Source organism: Pseudomonas nitroreducens NBRC 12694, from assembly GCF_002091755.1.
GTDB lineage: Bacteria > Pseudomonadota > Gammaproteobacteria > Pseudomonadales > Pseudomonadaceae > Pseudomonas > Pseudomonas nitroreducens.
The window spans coordinates 218,433-233,509 of the sequence record NZ_BDAI01000005.1 but is presented as its reverse complement, the minus strand read 5'-3'; the positions used below and the strand labels follow the sequence as shown (position 1 = coordinate 233,509).

General features: G+C 66.8%; 12 protein-coding genes. 6 read left to right on the top strand and 6 right to left on the bottom strand.

Annotated elements, in window-relative coordinates; all coding sequences use genetic code 11:
• Positions 1-135 precede the first annotated feature (135 nt).
• Both PNI01S_RS15955 and PNI01S_RS15950 read right to left on the bottom strand, forming a co-directional pair.
• A complete protein-coding gene (locus PNI01S_RS15955; protein ID WP_084358589.1) occupies positions 136-1,989 on the bottom strand; it encodes a protein-disulfide reductase DsbD in 1,854 nt (617 codons plus the stop codon).
• 146 nt (positions 1,990-2,135) lie between these two features.
• Positions 2,136-3,044: a LysR family transcriptional regulator gene (locus PNI01S_RS15950; RefSeq protein WP_024766971.1), complete on the bottom strand. Its 909-nt coding sequence runs from the start codon at positions 3,042-3,044 to the stop codon at positions 2,136-2,138.
• 115 nt (positions 3,045-3,159) lie between these two features.
• On the opposite strand from PNI01S_RS15950, the gene PNI01S_RS15945 reads away from it, so the two are divergent.
• Both PNI01S_RS15945 and speB read left to right on the top strand, forming a co-directional pair.
• A complete protein-coding gene (locus PNI01S_RS15945) occupies positions 3,160-4,251 on the top strand; it encodes a polyamine ABC transporter substrate-binding protein (RefSeq protein ID WP_038803358.1) in 1,092 nt (363 codons plus the stop codon).
• A 150-nt stretch (positions 4,252-4,401) separates the two neighbouring features.
• Complete coding sequence (gene speB / locus PNI01S_RS15940; RefSeq protein ID WP_084358588.1) at positions 4,402-5,364, top strand: agmatinase; 963 nt, start codon at positions 4,402-4,404, stop codon at positions 5,362-5,364.
• Between the two features lie 87 nt (positions 5,365-5,451).
• On the opposite strand, the gene PNI01S_RS28860 is transcribed toward speB, so the two are convergent.
• Both PNI01S_RS28860 and PNI01S_RS15930 read right to left on the bottom strand, forming a co-directional pair.
• A complete protein-coding gene (locus PNI01S_RS28860) occupies positions 5,452-6,039 on the bottom strand; it encodes a methyl-accepting chemotaxis protein (protein ID WP_401040278.1) in 588 nt (195 codons plus the stop codon).
• Positions 6,040-7,551: 1,512 nt separating this feature from the next.
• Positions 7,552-9,162, bottom strand: a complete 1,611-nt coding sequence (locus tag PNI01S_RS15930; protein ID WP_084358586.1) for a GGDEF domain-containing response regulator — start codon at positions 9,160-9,162, stop codon at positions 7,552-7,554.
• A 288-nt stretch (positions 9,163-9,450) separates the two neighbouring features.
• On the opposite strand from PNI01S_RS15930, the gene PNI01S_RS15925 reads away from it, so the two are divergent.
• The 4 genes from PNI01S_RS15925 (at position 9,451) to speA (ending at position 13,938) form a co-directional block, all read left to right on the top strand.
• A complete protein-coding gene (locus PNI01S_RS15925) occupies positions 9,451-10,515 on the top strand; it encodes a DUF2333 family protein (RefSeq protein WP_024766968.1) in 1,065 nt (354 codons plus the stop codon).
• A 3-nt stretch (positions 10,516-10,518) separates the two neighbouring features.
• The gene (locus tag PNI01S_RS15920; protein ID WP_065085527.1) at positions 10,519-11,058 is read left to right on the top strand and encodes an NUDIX hydrolase; all 540 of its coding nucleotides are present in this window, start codon (positions 10,519-10,521) and stop codon (positions 11,056-11,058) included.
• 309 nt (positions 11,059-11,367) lie between these two features.
• Positions 11,368-11,739, top strand: coding sequence for a translation initiation factor Sui1 (locus PNI01S_RS15915; protein WP_024766966.1), 372 nt, complete (start codon positions 11,368-11,370; stop codon positions 11,737-11,739).
• Between the two features lie 285 nt (positions 11,740-12,024).
• Positions 12,025-13,938, top strand: coding sequence for an arginine decarboxylase (gene speA / locus PNI01S_RS15910; RefSeq protein WP_037013811.1), 1,914 nt, complete (start codon positions 12,025-12,027; stop codon positions 13,936-13,938).
• A 290-nt stretch (positions 13,939-14,228) separates the two neighbouring features.
• On the opposite strand, the gene PNI01S_RS15905 is transcribed toward speA, so the two are convergent.
• Together PNI01S_RS15905 and nrdD are read right to left on the bottom strand one after the other, a co-directional pair.
• Positions 14,229-14,930 (bottom strand): anaerobic ribonucleoside-triphosphate reductase activating protein, encoded by a 702-nt coding sequence (locus PNI01S_RS15905; RefSeq protein WP_084358585.1) that lies wholly within the window; start codon positions 14,928-14,930, stop codon positions 14,229-14,231.
• On the bottom strand, positions 14,927-15,073 hold the full coding sequence (gene nrdD, locus PNI01S_RS15900) for an anaerobic ribonucleoside-triphosphate reductase (RefSeq protein WP_024766965.1): 147 nt from the start codon (positions 15,071-15,073) through the stop codon (positions 14,927-14,929). The genes PNI01S_RS15905 and nrdD overlap by 4 nt, the downstream gene beginning before the upstream one ends.
• Between the last annotated feature and the right edge of the window lie 4 nt (positions 15,074-15,077).

Genomic DNA, 15,077 nt, shown 5'->3' with positions numbered 1-15,077 from the left:
TTGCGGCTAACGCACTTCAGTGCGGCCCCGAAGGGGCGAGCGCAGCGAGTCATGCTCATTTACTACTCGTAAACTCCGCTTCCTCCCCCGTTTTTGCCTTGCCCTGCCCTAGCTCGCGAGATTGCAAACAGGTTCTTAGGAGCGCGTTCCCGCCTGTTTGAGGCGGTCGGCGAGGGTGGCGGCGTCGGTCTCGCCGATGATGCGCAGATCGCTCCATTCGTCGCCTTTTGGCGAGAAGAACAGCAGTGCCGGCGGGCCGAACAGGTTGTAGCGGTCGAGCAGGGCGCGCTGTTCCTCGGTACTGGCGGTCATGTCGAAACGCAGCAGGACGAAGCCGGGCAGCTGTGACTGGACCTCCGGCGCTGGCAGCACCTGGCGCTCGATGATCTTGCAGCTGATGCACCAGTCGGCGTACCAGTCCAGCAGTACCGGGCGGCCGGCGGACCGGGCACTGGCCAGGGCGGCATCGAGTTGCGCGGGGCTGGTGATGTTCTGCCAGTCGCCAGGCGTGGAACTGGGTGGGCCGGCATGGATGCGCTGACCGCTGCGCCCCAGCGGGTGCAGCGGGTCGGATTCACCGCGCAGGGCGCCGGTCCAGGCGGCCACGGCGTAGACCAGCAGCATCAGGCCAAACAGTTGCCCAAGGCGCTGCAGCGGCTTCTTTGGCCCCAGCTCGAGGGTGCCGATGGCCAGGGCGACGCCGCCGGCGAGGGTGCCCCAGAGCGTCAGCGCTACCGGGCCGGAGACCAGTCGTTCGAGCATCCAGATGGCCACGGCCAGCAGCATCACGCCGAAGACGTTGCGCACGCCGTTCATCCAGGCGCCGCTCTTGGGCAGCAGTGCCCCACCGCCGACGGCGAAGATCACCAGCGGCGTGCCCATGCCCAGGCCGAGGGAGAACAGCAGCAGGCCGCCGCCCATTGCATCACCGGTGCTGCTGATATAGAGCAGCAGGCCGGCCAGCGGAGCGGTGACGCAGGGTGACACCAGCAGGCTGGAGAGCACACCGAGGGTCGCCGCGCCGGCGATGGAGCCGCCCCGGGTGTTGTTGGCCATGTTGTCCAGGCGTTCGCGCAGGAAGCCCGGCAGGCGCATCTCGAACACGCCGAACATGGCCACGGCGAAGACCACGAAGAACGCCGCGAAGGGAATCAGCACCCAGGGCGACTGCAGCATCGCCTGCAGGTTGAGCTTGGCGCCGAACAGGCCCATCAGGGTGCCGAGCACCGCGTAGCAGGCGGCCATCGGCAGCACGTAGGCCAGCGACAGCGCCAGGCCGCGCATGCCGCCCGGACGGCCGCGCAGGACCACGCCGGAGAGGATCGGCAGCATCGGCAGCACGCAGGGGGTGAAGGTCAGCGCCAGGCCCAGCAGGAAGAAGATCACCAGAGCGCGGCCGAGCTTCTTGATCTTGCCCGGTTCGTGGTCGCCCAGCAGGCTGGCCAGCGGGTTGCCGGAAGCGGCGGCGGACTTTGCGGCAGAGGCGGGCGCGGGGCCTGTCACCACGCTGGCGGCTTGGCCGTCGGCGATCTGCAGGCGGGTGGTTTCCGGCGCGTAGCAAAGGCCCTTGTCGGCGCAGCCCTGGTAGCTGACGACGAGAGTGAAGGGCTTGTGCTGCGGGTTGACCAGCGGGATGTCGATGTCGGTGATGGCGTAGTAGACGACGGTGTCGCCGAAATAATCGTCGTGGTGCTGCTTGCCCGGCGGCAGCTTCACTTCGCCGACGCTCACGCCGCTGTCGGCGGGTTCGACCTTGAAGCTGAACCGGTGCTGGTACAGGTAGTAGCCGTCGGCATTGATGAAGCGCAGTTTCACCTGCTGGCTGTCGCTGTCCTCGACGCTGACGCGGAAGGCCTCGGCCACCGGCAGGAAGTCGCCCTTGGCCGGTTGCGCGACGGCGAAGCCGCCCTTGTCGGCGGGTTTGTCGAACAGGCCGGCGGAGGCGGGCAGGGCGACGAGGAGCAGGAGCAGGGTAAGCAGGCGGCGCATGGACATCTCGCGGACTACAGGGGTGGCGGGCATGATAGCGGAAAGCTTCCGGCGCAGCCCGAGGCGATGCCCGACGAGCTGTCACAAGAAGTGATCGGCCGCTTGGGACTGCGCCAGAGCGGTCGGGTTCCCCTGCTGCTCCTGCGTCAATCCGTCGCGTGCTGGCCGAAGGCTGCCAGCAGGTCGCTGACGAAAGCCTGTTCGGCGTCGCCGGGATGGCGACCGCGATGTCGCGTCAGGCTGAAGGCTACGTCGAAATCCAACTCGCCGGGCAGCAGCTCGCGCAATTGGCCGCATTCGATCCAGGGCTGGGCGACGTGCCGGGGCAGATAGCCGATGTGCGCGCCGGAGAGGATGAAGGCCAGGCTGCCGTCCACCTGCTCGCAGCGTGCGCTGCTGCGACTGGTCTGCAACGGTTCGTCGGCGGCGATGAAGCGGTAGGGGTGCAGCACCTGGTCGGCGTCCGCGAGGGAATCACGGGTCGGCTTCCTTTCCTTGAAGGCCGGGTGGCCGGTGCCGCAGTACAGTCCCTGCGGTTCGATGAACAAGGTGCGGTGCTGCAACGCGGCCTGGGTGCCGGCGAAGTAGCCGACCGCCAGGTGCAGCCGGTCCTGCAGGAGCAGGCGCTCCAGTTCGGCCGGCGTGGCGGTGAGCAGGTCGAGGGTGACCGCCTCGTTGCGCTGGCGGAAGCGCCGGATGGCGTCGGACAGCCGCGCCAGCACGCTCTCTTCGAGGCTTTCCGACAGGCCGATGCGCACCTCGCCGAGCAGTTTGTCGGCCACCCCGCGCGCCTCGTCGCGGAAGTCCTCGATGCACAGGAGCAGCCGCCGCGTCGCCTGCAACAGATGCTCACCCTTGGGCGTCAGGCGGAAGCCGCCCTTGCCGCGTTCGCACAGGCGGTAGCCCAGGCGCGTCTCCAGCTTGGCCATCTGGATGCTGATGCTTGGCTGGCTCAGCCCCAGCTCGCCCTGGGCGGCGCTGAAGCCGCCGCATTCGACCACGGTGACGAACAAGCGCAGCAGTTGCAGGTCGAGATCGCGCAATTGGCTGAGCATGGTCGTCCCCAAACATTGTTATGAAGAAATGCCAAAGTAATTAACTTTGTATTTTTGCAAAGTAAAGCCCAGCCCATGCTCGCCCCATAACCACAACAACTCCGAGGCGATGATCATGCGTGTGTTCTTCCGGGCGACTCTCGCGGCGCTGACCGTGGCGCTGGCCGTGCCCCTGCAGGCGCAGGAGCGGGTGCTCAACCTGTACAACTGGGCGGATTATGTCGGCGCGGATGCGCTGCAACGCTTCCAGAAGGAAACCGGCATCCGCGTCAAATACGACACCTTCGACAGCGCCGAGGTGCTCGACAGCAAGCTGATGACCGGCCGCAGCGGCTATGACGTCGTCTTCCCGGCCAGCAGCGGGCTGGCCCGCGCCATCCAGGCCAAGGCCGTGCAGCCGGTGGACGATGGGCAGCTGAAGAACGTCGCCAACCTCGATCCGGAACTGCTGGCGAAACTCGCAACCATCGATCCGGGCAACCGCTTCGGCGTGCCCTACACCTGGGGCACCGTGGGCCTGGCGATCAACAAGGACGCGGTGCTCAAGCGCATTCCCGATGCGCCGCTGGACAGCCTCGACCTGCTGTTCAAGCCCGAGTACGCCGGCCGCCTGGCCGACTGCGGCATCTCGCTGATCGATTCGCCCCAGGAAGTCATCAGCGTGGCGCTGAACTACCTGGGCAAGTCGCCCTACAGCACCGAGCCGGCCGACCTTGCCCAGGTGCGCGAGTTGCTGGCCAAGCTGCAACCCAACGTTCGCTACATCGCCAGCGGCAAGCACATCAATGACCTGGCCAACGGTTCGCTGTGTGTCGCGCTGACCTACACCGGCGACGCGCTGATGGGCGCCGCGCAAGCGAAGCAGGCGAACAAGCCGTTCGAGGTGATCTACCGGATACCCAAGGAGGGCACGCTGATCTGGTTCGACACCATGGCCATCCCGGTGGACGCCCCCCACCCGCAGGAAGCCCGCGCCTTCATCGACTTCATGCTGCGCCCGGAGTCCATCGCCGAGCTGACCAATACCCTGTATTTCGCCAACGCCAACCAGAAGGCCACGCCGCTGCTCAATGCTGACGTGGCAGGCGACCCGGACATCTACCCGCCGGCGGCGATGCGCCAGAAGTTGTTCGGCGAGCAGTTGCTGACGCTCAAGCAACAGCGCGACCGGACGCGGCTGTGGTCAGCGTTCCGCACCCGTAGCTGACCTGGAACCTTTTGTAGGGTGCATAACGCGCCAGCGTTATCCGTCGAGCTGAACCAGGGCCGGCGGATAACCTGTTCCAGGTTATGCGCCCTACGCAGCGGACGTTCACCCGAAGCACCGTGACCCACCGATAACCAAGATGAGGAAGCCATGGATCTCGCAAACGACAACGACCAGGCCATCACCCGCGACAGCCTCTACGGCACCGCTGCCGAATCCACGTACGCCGGCATCACCAGCTTCATGCGCCGCCGTTACAGCCGCGACCTGCGCGGCGTCGACCTGGTGGTCAGCGGCGTGCCGTTCGACACCGCCACCACCAACCGCCCCGGCAGCCGCTTCGGGCCGCGGGCGATCCGTGCCGCCTCGGTGCAGATGGCCTGGGCCCGGCATTTCCCCTGGGAGTTCGACCCCTTCGACCACCTGGCGGTGATCGACTACGGCGACTGCTCCTTCGACCACGGCGTGCCGCAGGAAACCCCGGACGTCATCGAAGCCCACGCTGCGCGCATCCTCGATGCCGGCTGCGCGCTGCTGACCCTGGGCGGCGACCACTTCATCAGCTACCCGCTGCTCAAGGCCCACGCGAAGAAGCACGGCCCGCTGTCGCTGATCCACTTCGACGCGCACAGCGACACCTGGCCCGACGAGGACTGCCAGCGCATCGACCACGGCACCATGTTCTACCACGCGGCCCGCGAGGGACTGGTCGACCCGTCGCGCTCCGTGCAGGTCGGCCTGCGCACCACCAACGACGACGTGATGGGCTTCCAGGTGCTGGACGCCCGTGAAGTCCATCGCAACTCGCCGCAAGCCATCGCCGAGCGCATCCGCACGCGGGTGGGCGACCATCCGGTGTACCTGACCTTCGACATCGACTGCCTCGACCCTGCCTTCGCTCCGGGCACCGGCACGCCGGTCTGCGGCGGGCTGAGTTCGCACCAGGCACTGGAAATCCTCCGCGCACTGCGTGGCATCAACCTGGTGGGGATGGACGTGGTGGAAGTCGCGCCGCCCTACGACAACGCCGAGATCACTGCCCTGGCCGGCGCGACCCTGGCGATGGAGATGGTTTGCCTGTACGCGGCACGGCACAAGCTGGGCGAGTGTTGATCGCCCACCTCCCCAATCACGGGGAAACTCGTACGTAGGATGGCGTGGAGCGCAACGATACCCATCCTACGAAGAGTCTGGGCGAAATCAGACGCGGAACGCCCGCACCGCCGTATGCAATGCCCCGCCCAGTTCCTGCAGCTGCTCGCCCTGGCTGCGTCCCTGGCCGATCAGGCGCAAGTTCTGGCTGCCCAACTCGTGGATGCGCTCGCTATGCGAGCGGATCTCGCTGACCGCGCCGCTCTGCTGCGCGGAGCTTTCGGCGATGCGTTCGGCCATGCTGGCGATGGTGCGGATGGCGCCGACCACTTCGTCCAGCGCGCCCTCGGCGGCGCCGGCCTGGTTGGCGGTGATTTCCGCATGCTCGACCTGGCTACGCATCGCTTCCACCGATTGCCGCGCGGCCTGTTGCAGGCGTTTGGTGAGCTGCTGGATTTCCTCGGTGGCGCCGGCGGTGCGCAAGGCCAGAGAGCGCACTTCCTCGGCCACCACGGCGAACCCGCGGCCTTGTTCACCGGCGCGCGCGGCCTCGATGGCGGCGTTGAGCGCCAGCAGGTTGGTCTGCTCGGCGATGGAGCGGATCACCCCCAGCACGTTACCGATGGTGGCCGATTCCTCCGCCAGGTTCTCGATGGCCTGGGCGTTGCTCTGCACTTCGTCCACCAGCGCGCGCATGCCATTGAGGCTGTTGCCGATGACCTGCTGCCCCTGTTCGACGGCCGTGCCGGCGGCATGGCTGGCCGAGGCCGCCTGGCTGGCGTCGCCGGCCACCTGCTGGATCGCCGCTTCCATATCGCCCAGCGCGTCGCGGATTTCCCCGGTGTCGCTGGCCTGGCGCTCGGCGCCGGCGTGCAGTCCGCCGCTGAGTTCGGCCAGGGCGCGGCTGCTGCCGGCCACTTCCTCGGCGCGCTGGTGGATAGTGCCGACCAGCGTGCCGAGGAAGTCGCGCAGGCGATTCAGCGATTCCTGCAGTTCCACCAGGTCGCGGGTACGGGTGTTCAGCGCGATGGGGGTGGCGAAGTCCCCGCGCGCCCAGGTCGAGAGCGCCGGGACCAGTTGACCGAGCACGCGCGCCAGGCGACGTTGCAGGGTGTCGATGAGCAGCGCGGTGGCGAGGATCAGGGCGATCAGCGCGCCCTGGATGATGCGTACCTGCGTCTGGATCTTCGAGCGCTCCTCGCGCACCTGCGGCTCCAGCGTCGCCAGGGCCTGCTGCACGGCGCCCAGGCGCTGGGCGGTGGCGCTGGCCAGCTGCTGGCGCTGGGCGATCAGTTGGCGGGTGCGGTTGAGTTCGTCGGGGTAGCGGCGCAATACGCTGGCGAGGTCGCGCTTGAGGGTGACGCCGCGATCCTCGCTCTGCGCCTCGGCGGCCGGCCGGGATTCCAGGCCCATCATCGCGGCGAAGTCGTCGGAGGCAGAGGCCTGCTGTTCCAGCACGCCGAGCAGCGGCAGGGCGTCGATGCGCTCGGCCAGCTGGCGCAGGGTCTCCAGCTCGCGCTGGATATCCTCGGCCAGCGCCGGGTTGCCGCTTTCCACCAGCTTGGCGCGCGCGTGGGCCAGGCGTGTCAGGTGCAGGCCGGCCTGCAGTAGCGGGGTACGGTACTCGGCGGCGGTAGGGTTCTGGCTGGCGTCGGCATAGGTGCCGAGCTGGTCCAGCGCGGCCAGCAGGTCTCGCTCGGCCTGCAGCAGCAGACCCTGCGGATCACCCGCCAGCTTGCCGGCGGCGAGCAACTGGTTGCCGCTGAACTGGTGCAGTTCGTCGAGGCTCTGGCCGAGCAATTGGCTGAGGCTGTCCGGCAGTTGCGGCAGCTCCGCGGCCAGTTCGTCCAATGCCTGCTGCGCGGCTTTCTGCTTGAGCGCGTCGCCTCTGACGAGGTACGCCTGGATGTTCTGCGCCACCTTGCGCTCGAAGCCCTGGGAGAGTTCCAGGTAGCGGTCCATCAGCGTGAAGGGGCGCTCCAGCGCGCGTTGCGACCACCACAGGGTGGCGCCCAGCGCGAGACACACGAGCAGGAGCAGGACGGTGTTGAGGTTGGTGAGCAGCTTGAGGCGCATGGCAGGTCTCGACCGACAGCGAAAAAACGGCGAGCCCTGAACCTATTGCAGTTTGGTTACTGGCCGATGACACGGTGCCAGCATTTGGTCGGAATGTGTCGCGGCAGAGCGCCGCGCTGCCACTGCTGGGTGTTACTTGAAGACCTCGACGCGATTGCGGCCACCGTGCTTGGCGGTGTACAGCGCCTCGTCGGCCTGCTTGGCGAGGGTCTTGATGTCCATCTCCTCGCCGAGTTCGGCGATGCCGCAGCTGAAGGTGCAGGAGAGGTCATGGGGCTGCGCCGGATAGTGGATTTCGGCGAAGCGCTGGCGGATTTCCTCCAGTACCTTGCGCGCCGACTCGGCGTCGGTGTCCGGCAGCACCACGGCGAATTCCTCGCCGCCGTAGCGGCCGATGTGATCGGTCTTGCGCAGGCGCTGCTTGAGGAACAGCGCCAGGCTCTTGATCACCCGGTCGCCCATGGGGTGGCCGTAGGTGTCGTTGACCCGCTTGAAGTGGTCGATATCGAGCATCGCGAAGGTCAGCGGGCGCTCGTCGCGGCGGGCGCGGAAGCGAGCGTCATCCAGCAGCTGCAGGGTATGGGTGTGGTTGTACAGGCCGGTCAGGCTGTCGCGCACCATCCGCGCTTTGAGGCTGCGGGCGCGGGCGGCGCGGTTGCGCACGGTGGCGATCAGGTGGCGCGGCTTGATCGGCTTGGTGAGGAAGTCGTCGCCGCCTTCGCTCATGGCGTCCAGCTGCTTGTCCAGGTCGTCCTCGGCGGACAGGTAGATGATCGGCACGCTGACATGGCGCTCGTGCTGGCGTATCACCTTGGCCAGCTCGGTGCCCAGGCACTCGGGCATGTACATGTCGAGGATGATCAGGTCCGGCTGGAACTCGGCCAGCTCGGCCATCACCGACAGCGGCGCGGTAAGGGCTCGGGTGACGATGCCGGCGCTGTTGAGGACCATCTCGGTGTGCGCGGCCTGGGCGCGGGAGTCGTCGACGATCAGCACGCGGAACGGCTCGTAGTGCGCCACGCGGGTCAGCGTCTCGATCTTCTCCAGCAGGCCGGAAGCGTCCAGGGCGCCGCTGAAGAAGTCCTGGCCACCGGCGCGGGCGGCCGCCAGGCGGGTCGGGGTGTCGGTTTCCTCATGGCTGAAGAACAGCACCGGCAGCTTCTGCTTGAGGCCGGCCTGGGCTTCGTCGGCCAGGGCCAGGCCCTGGCCGTTGGCAAAGTCGATTTCCATGACGATGGCTGCCGGATGGCGGTCGGCCATGGCGGCACGGAAGGCGTTGGCATGCTCGCAGGGCTGCGCGGCCATGCCGAAGAATTCCAGCTGCTGGGCCAGGCGCTCAGCGCGCTCAAGGTCCTGCAGGGCCAGGTAGACCGGCTTGCGCAGCGGCGGCAGGTGGGTATGTTCGAACTGGTCGCCATGGCGCAGGCCGGTGCGCGACAGGCGCTGCATCAGCCGGTTCAGCTCGGTGATCAGCTCGCTGGAGAGGCGCCCGCGGTTGTCCTGCACGGCGCGCAGGCATTGGTCGATGGCCTTGGCGAGGTCGGCGTGCTCGGCCTGCTCGAAGCGTTCGGCATAGCGCTGCAGGCGCAGGCAGGCCTCGGCCAGCTCGGCCATGCCGGCGCTGTTCCACTCCGAGCGCGACAGGCGCTGCCAGACCTCCAGCAGGTGGCGGGCCTGGTGTATCACCCGCTGGGCGAAGTGATGCTTGAGGCGGTCGAGGGATGGATCGTCGAGCTCGGTCATCGCGCGCTTCTTTATAGGGCCGTACCGGCGGCCTGCGGGGCGAATATGTTTCCGCCGTGATACACACTGATGGCCCTATGCTACCAATCCTTGATGGCAATAACAGTGCCTTCGGTCAAACATCTCAAGCTTTGTAATTCGCACCATTACCTAGCACCATGCGCAGGGTAGGCTGCGCTGGCCTGCCCGGGTGCGGCATGCTTGCGCAGCGAGGCCTAAAATCGCGGCACCCTGGGGCCGGTTGTGGGTCCAAGCTATCTTCGAACTCGGGACATCAAGGAACTTGCCATGTGGAACTGGAAGAAACGCGGCTCCGTGCGTGATCGCGTGGATGACACGGTAGACAATGCACGCGCCTACTTCGGCGGCCCCTGGCTGGGTCGCGTGCTGGGCGGCCTGCTGGGTGCCTACCTGGTGGTCTGCGGGGTGATCGGCTGGTACTGGAGCCAGGAACCGGATCTGTTCCCCGTGCAGCAGAACGCCCAGGCCGCCGCCGAGCGCGCCGGCCGGCAGATGGTGGTGGGCTACACCACGGTGGAAACCCTCAAGGAAGTGGTCGCCACCATCCTCAACAAGCCGGGCGGCTACCTGTCCAACGACATCTTCCCGCCGGGCGTCTGGCTGGACAACATGCCCAGCTGGGAATATGGCGCCCTGGTCCAGGTGCGCGACCTGTCCCGCGCGCTGCGCAAGGACTTCGCCCGCTCCCAGTCGCAGTCCACCGAGGACGCCGACCTGGCGCGCGCCGAGCCGCGCTTCAACTTCGACAACAAGAGCTGGGCGCTGCCGTCCTCGGAGTCCGAGTACGCCGAAGGCATCAAGTCCCTGGACCGCTACCTCGGCCGCCTGTCCGCCGATCCGGCCGGCGCGCAGTTCTACGCCCGCGCCGACAGCCTGAACAACTGGCTGGGTGACGTCTCCACCCGCCTGGGCTCGCTGTCCCAGCGCCTCTCGGCCAGCGTTGGCCGGGTCAAGCTGAACACCAACATCACGCCGATGCAGCCGGTCGCGCCCGGCCAGGCGCCGCAGGTCGAGGAAGTGGTCCAGGAAACCCCCTGGATGCAGATCGACAACGTGTTCTACGAAGCCCGTGGCCAGGCCTGGGCGCTGTCGCACATCCTGCGTGCCATCGAGGTGGACTTCGCCGACGTGCTGGCGAAGAAGAACGCTACCGTCAGCGTGCGCCAGATCATCCGTGAACTGGAGGCCGCCGAGGCGCCGCTGTGGAGCCCGATGGTCCTCAACGGCAGCGGCTTTGGCGTGCTGGCCAACCACTCGCTGGTGATGGCCAACTACATCTCCCGCGCCAACGCCGCGATCATCGACCTGCGCCAGCTGCTGGCCCAGGGCTGATCGATGGAGGGCATCAGCCGCAAGGAGGCCGCCCACCGGGCGGCCTCGGACGCCGAGAAGATCGCCTGGGTCGACGATGACGACCAGTTGCTGGGCAGCCTGCCGCGCGCCGAACTGCGCGCGCGCGGGCTGATCGGCCGGGGCACCTTCATCCTGCTGTTCAACTCTGCCGGCGAGCTGTGCGTGCACCGCCGTACCCTGAGCAAGGCGGTCTACCCCGGCTACTGGGACCCGGCAGCCGGCGGCATGGTCCAGGCCGAGGAAAGCTACGCCGAGTCCGCCGCCCGCGAGCTGGAGGAAGAGCTGGGCATCGCCGGCGTCGAGTTGCGTCCCCACGGCACGTTCTTCTTCGACCAGCCGGACAACCGCCTCTGGTGCGCGGTGTTCTCCGCCGTTTCCGATGCGCCTCTGACATTGCAGCCCGAGGAAGTGCTGGAAGCGAAATTCATCGACCCGCACCAGGCGCTGGCCGAGGCCAAGGCGGGCACACCTTATTGCCCGGATTCGCTGGCGGCGTTGCGCAAGTACCTGGTCAGTTTCTGACGTCGGGTTGCTTTTCGTAAGAGCGAGCCTGCTCGCGAACTGAGCCCCGCTGCGGGGTTTGTTCGCGAGCAGGCTCGCTCCTACAGGCACCCCAAGACTCCGGCCGGGTTGGCCATGTCGCCAAACCACCGATCAATGACGCATTTTCGCTCTTAGCATTTGCCTCCAATGCTGCTAAATTGCGCGACCTTTCCGGCAGGGTCCTCCGCCGGGAATTGCGCAGCCCCTGCCTGAGTGGGGCGTCGCGGTCGGTACCCGCCGGCCATTCGTTGACCTGGCCCGAAGAGGCCAATCCTGGGGAAACGCCCGGTGGTCAAGAAAGCATCCTCCCTGTCCGCCCTCGGCGGGCTCGTCTACTCCACTGATTCCGGCCGGCATTGCCCGGACTGCAATCAGCCCGTTGGCGCGTGCATCTGCAAGCAGGCCGAAATTCCGGCCGGCGATGGCATCGCTCGCGTGCGTCGTGAAACCAAGGGCCGCGGTGGCAAGACCGTGACCACGGTGACCGGCGTGCCGCTGGCGGCCGATGCGCTGAAAGACCTGGCGACCGCGCTGAAGAAGCGCTGCGGCACGGGTGGCGCGCTGAAGGACGGCATCATCGAAATCCAGGGCGACCACGTCGACCTGCTGCTCGAAGAGCTGACCAAACGCGGCCTCAAGGCGAAGAAATCCGGCGGCTGAGCCGTCTCTCCCGAACGATTCTCCTCTGCAGAGAAGGGGTTCCAGGCGATGTGCGTTGCGTGCATTGCCGGCAAGCCCTTTCCCTAGATGGGAGATTTATCGGCGCGCCCTGGGCGTGTCGTCGGATTTTCCTAAACTTACCGCCAACCCCGGCGGTCAACACGGCAACGTCACGAGGCCCGGCTAGGTTTACACCACCAGGCTTTGACGACTCACCCGCACGCCGGGCGGGCGCCTGCACACATTCGCGCAATTCATTCGTGCTACTTGAGGAGACCACCCCGCATGGCCGCTAGACGGACCCGCAAAGACGACGGCAGCAACTGGACCGTGGCAGACAGCCGCAGCATCTACGGAATTCGCCACTGGGGCGCTGGCTACTACGCCATCAACGACGCCGGTAACGTGGAAGTTCGCCCGCAGGGCGCCGATGCCCAGCCGATCGATCTGCACGGGCTGGTCGAGCAGCTGCGCGAGGCCGGCCTGTCGCTGCCGCTGCTGGTGCGTTTCCCGGACATCCTGCAGGACCGCGTGCGCAAGCTCACCGGCGCCTTCGATGCCAATATCGCGCGTCTGGAATACACCAGCCGCTACACCGCGCTGTACCCGATCAAGGTGAACCAGCAGGAAGCGGTGGTGGAAAGCATCATCGCCACGCAGAACGTCTCCATCGGCCTGGAGGCCGGCTCCAAGCCAGAGCTGATGGCCGTGTTGGCGCTGGCGCCCAAGGGCGGCACCATCGTCTGCAATGGCTACAAGGACCGCGAGTTCATCAAACTGGCGCTGATGGGGCAGAAGCTCGGCCACAACGTGTTCATCGTGATCGAGAAGGAATCCGAGGTGCAACTGGTGATCGAGGAAGCCGCCGTTATTGGCGTGCTGCCCCAGGTCGGCCTGCGTGTGCGCCTGTCCTCGCTGGCGTCCTCCAAGTGGGCCGATACCGGCGGCGAGAAGGCCAAGTTCGGCCTGTCCGCCGCGCAGCTGCTGTCGGTGGTCGAGCGCTTCCGCGCGGCTGGCCTGGACCAGGGCGTGCGCCTGCTGCACTTCCACATGGGCTCGCAGATCGCCAACCTGGCCGACTACCAGCACGGCTTCAAGGAAGCGATCCGCTACTACGGCGAACTGCGTGCCCTCGGCCTGCCGGTGGACCACGTGGACGTGGGCGGCGGCCTGGGCGTGGACTACGACGGCACCCACTCGCGCAACGCCAGCTCGATCAACTACGACATCGACGACTACGCCGGTGTGGTGGTGGGCATGCTCAAGGAATTCTGCGACGCGCAAGGCCTGCCACACCCGCACATCTTTTCCGAGAGCGGCCGCGCGCTGACCGCGCACCACGCGGTGCTGATCACCCAGGTCACCGACGTCGAGCGCCATAACGACGAAGTGCCGAAGATCACCGACCTCGCCGAGCAGCCGGAGATCGTCCAGTGGCTGGCCGACCTGCTCGGCCCGACCGATGCCGAGATGGTCACCGAGACCTACTGGCGCGCCACCCACTACATGAGCGACGCCGCTGCGCAGTACGCCGAGGGCAAGATCAGCCTGGCGCAGAAGGCCCTGGCCGAGCAGTGCTACTTCGCCATCTGCCGCCGCCTGCACAACCAGCTCAAGGCACATCAGCGTTCGCACCGCCAGGTGCTCGACGAGCTCAACGACAAGCTTGCCGACAAGTACATCTGCAACTTCTCGGTGTTCCAGAGCCTGCCCGACACCTGGGCCATCGGCCAAGTGCTGCCGATCCTGCCGATCCACCGCCTGGGCGAGGAGCCGACCCGCCGCGCGGTGCTGCAGGACCTGACCTGCGACTCCGACGGCAAGATCACTCAATACGTCGACGAGCAGAGCATCGAGACCAGCATGCCGGTGCACGATGTGAAGGAAGGCGAGGACTACCTGATCGGCACCTTCCTGGTCGGCGCCTACCAGGAAATCCTCGGCGACATGCACAACCTGTTCGGCGACACCGACTCGGTGAACGTCTACCAGAACGCCGACGGAAGCTACTACCACGCCGGCATCGAGACCCACGACACCATCGAGGACATGCTGCGCTACGTGCACCTGTCGCCCGAGGAGCTGATGACCCACTACCGCGACAAGGTGGCCGGGGCCAAGCTCACCGTGCGCGAGCGCACGCAATTCCTCGACGCCCTGCGTCTGGGGTTGACCCGGTCGGCTTACCTGTCGTCCTGATGACTTGGCGGTCCGCGTAAGCGACAGCCCCGCTTCGGCGGGGCTTTTCTTTGCCTGCGAATTACTAACGCCGCGGGTCCGTTGTAGGAGCGAGCTTGCTCGCGAACCGACGTCCGCAGCAGGGGGGCGTTCGCGAGCAAGCACTGGGCGTCCCCCTCGTTCCTACAGAAGATTCTGTGCCGCTGCGGGATATTGGCGTTCGGGGTTGCCCTCACCCTCACCCTCAGCGGGAGAGGGCTGGGGTGAGGGGGAAGTGCTCGCCCGGAGCTCCCGGAAGTTGGCCGTGGTTCCTAGCTGTCCTGGCGCAACTCGAAGTGCGGGAAAAGCGCTTCCAAATCTCGCCAGAAATCCTCGGCACCGTGGGGCGCAGGACTAGCGAGCAACTGTGGATCGAGCTGCCGCCCGTTGCGGGCCAGTTGCACCACGAAGTTTTCCACACCCATTCCGCGCAGGCGCAGGGCCAGGCGCCGGAGTTTATCCAGATCGAACAACTGCCAATGCACTGTCGTCCTGCACTCGTGCTCCACACCGCTCGCCAGCAACAGTTCCAGGCTGCGCCAGTTGGCCAGCCCACTGCGTTTCACGCCGGTCGTGGCGTCCACGTCCTCGGCCAATCCCTTCACGTCGAAGCCGACCCAGTCGGCATGGGGCAGCGCGCGGGCGAAAGCCTCCGGGCGGATGCCGGCGCTGTGCAGCCCGGCGCGAAAACCCATCGCGCGCACGCTGGCCATGGCATCGGGCAAGGCGTTCTGCAAGGTCGCTTCGCCACCGCTGAAAACCACGCCTTGCAACAGCCCCTGGCGACGACGGAGGAAGGCGAGGATGTCGTCCCAGTGGATTTCGTGCTCGCCCCTCGGCGCAATCAGCTCCGGGTTGTGGCAGTAGCGGCAGCGCCACGCGCAGCCCTGGCAGAACAACACGCAGGCGAGCAATCCGGGATAGTCGAGGGTGGTCAGGGGCACCAGGCCCCCGACCCTGAGCGTGGCGCTCATCGCGTCTCGCGGAAGTGGCGGCGCTCGCGGTGCTCGGATTGCTTGCCGGCGTTGAAGGCCGACACCGGGCGGTGATAACCCATTACGCGGGTCCACACCTCGCACCGCTGGCGCTGGCTTTCGGGCAATTGGTTCGCGGTCATCGGT

What these genes read in the sequence shown, in the direction of transcription:
- PNI01S_RS15955 (WP_084358589.1), bottom strand. Translation starts at nt 1,989, where the DNA reads ATGCGCCGCCTGCTTACCCTGCTCCTGCTCCTCGTCGCCCTGCCCGCC.
- PNI01S_RS15950 (WP_024766971.1), bottom strand. Translation starts at nt 3,044, where the DNA reads ATGCTCAGCCAATTGCGCGATCTCGACCTGCAACTGCTGCGCTTGTTC.
- PNI01S_RS15945 (WP_038803358.1), top strand. Translation starts at nt 3,160, where the DNA reads ATGCGTGTGTTCTTCCGGGCGACTCTCGCGGCGCTGACCGTGGCGCTG.
- speB (WP_084358588.1), top strand. Translation starts at nt 4,402, where the DNA reads ATGGATCTCGCAAACGACAACGACCAGGCCATCACCCGCGACAGCCTC.
- PNI01S_RS28860 (WP_401040278.1), bottom strand. Translation starts at nt 6,039, where the DNA reads ATGCGCGCGCTGGTGGACGAAGTGCAGAGCAACGCCCAGGCCATCGAG.
- PNI01S_RS15930 (WP_084358586.1), bottom strand. Translation starts at nt 9,162, where the DNA reads ATGACCGAGCTCGACGATCCATCCCTCGACCGCCTCAAGCATCACTTC.
- PNI01S_RS15925 (WP_024766968.1), top strand. Translation starts at nt 9,451, where the DNA reads ATGTGGAACTGGAAGAAACGCGGCTCCGTGCGTGATCGCGTGGATGAC.
- PNI01S_RS15920 (WP_065085527.1), top strand. Translation starts at nt 10,519, where the DNA reads ATGGAGGGCATCAGCCGCAAGGAGGCCGCCCACCGGGCGGCCTCGGAC.
- speA (WP_037013811.1), top strand. Translation starts at nt 12,025, where the DNA reads ATGGCCGCTAGACGGACCCGCAAAGACGACGGCAGCAACTGGACCGTG.
- PNI01S_RS15905 (WP_084358585.1), bottom strand. Translation starts at nt 14,930, where the DNA reads ATGAGCGCCACGCTCAGGGTCGGGGGCCTGGTGCCCCTGACCACCCTC.
- nrdD (WP_024766965.1), bottom strand. Translation starts at nt 15,073, where the DNA reads ATGACCGCGAACCAATTGCCCGAAAGCCAGCGCCAGCGGTGCGAGGTG.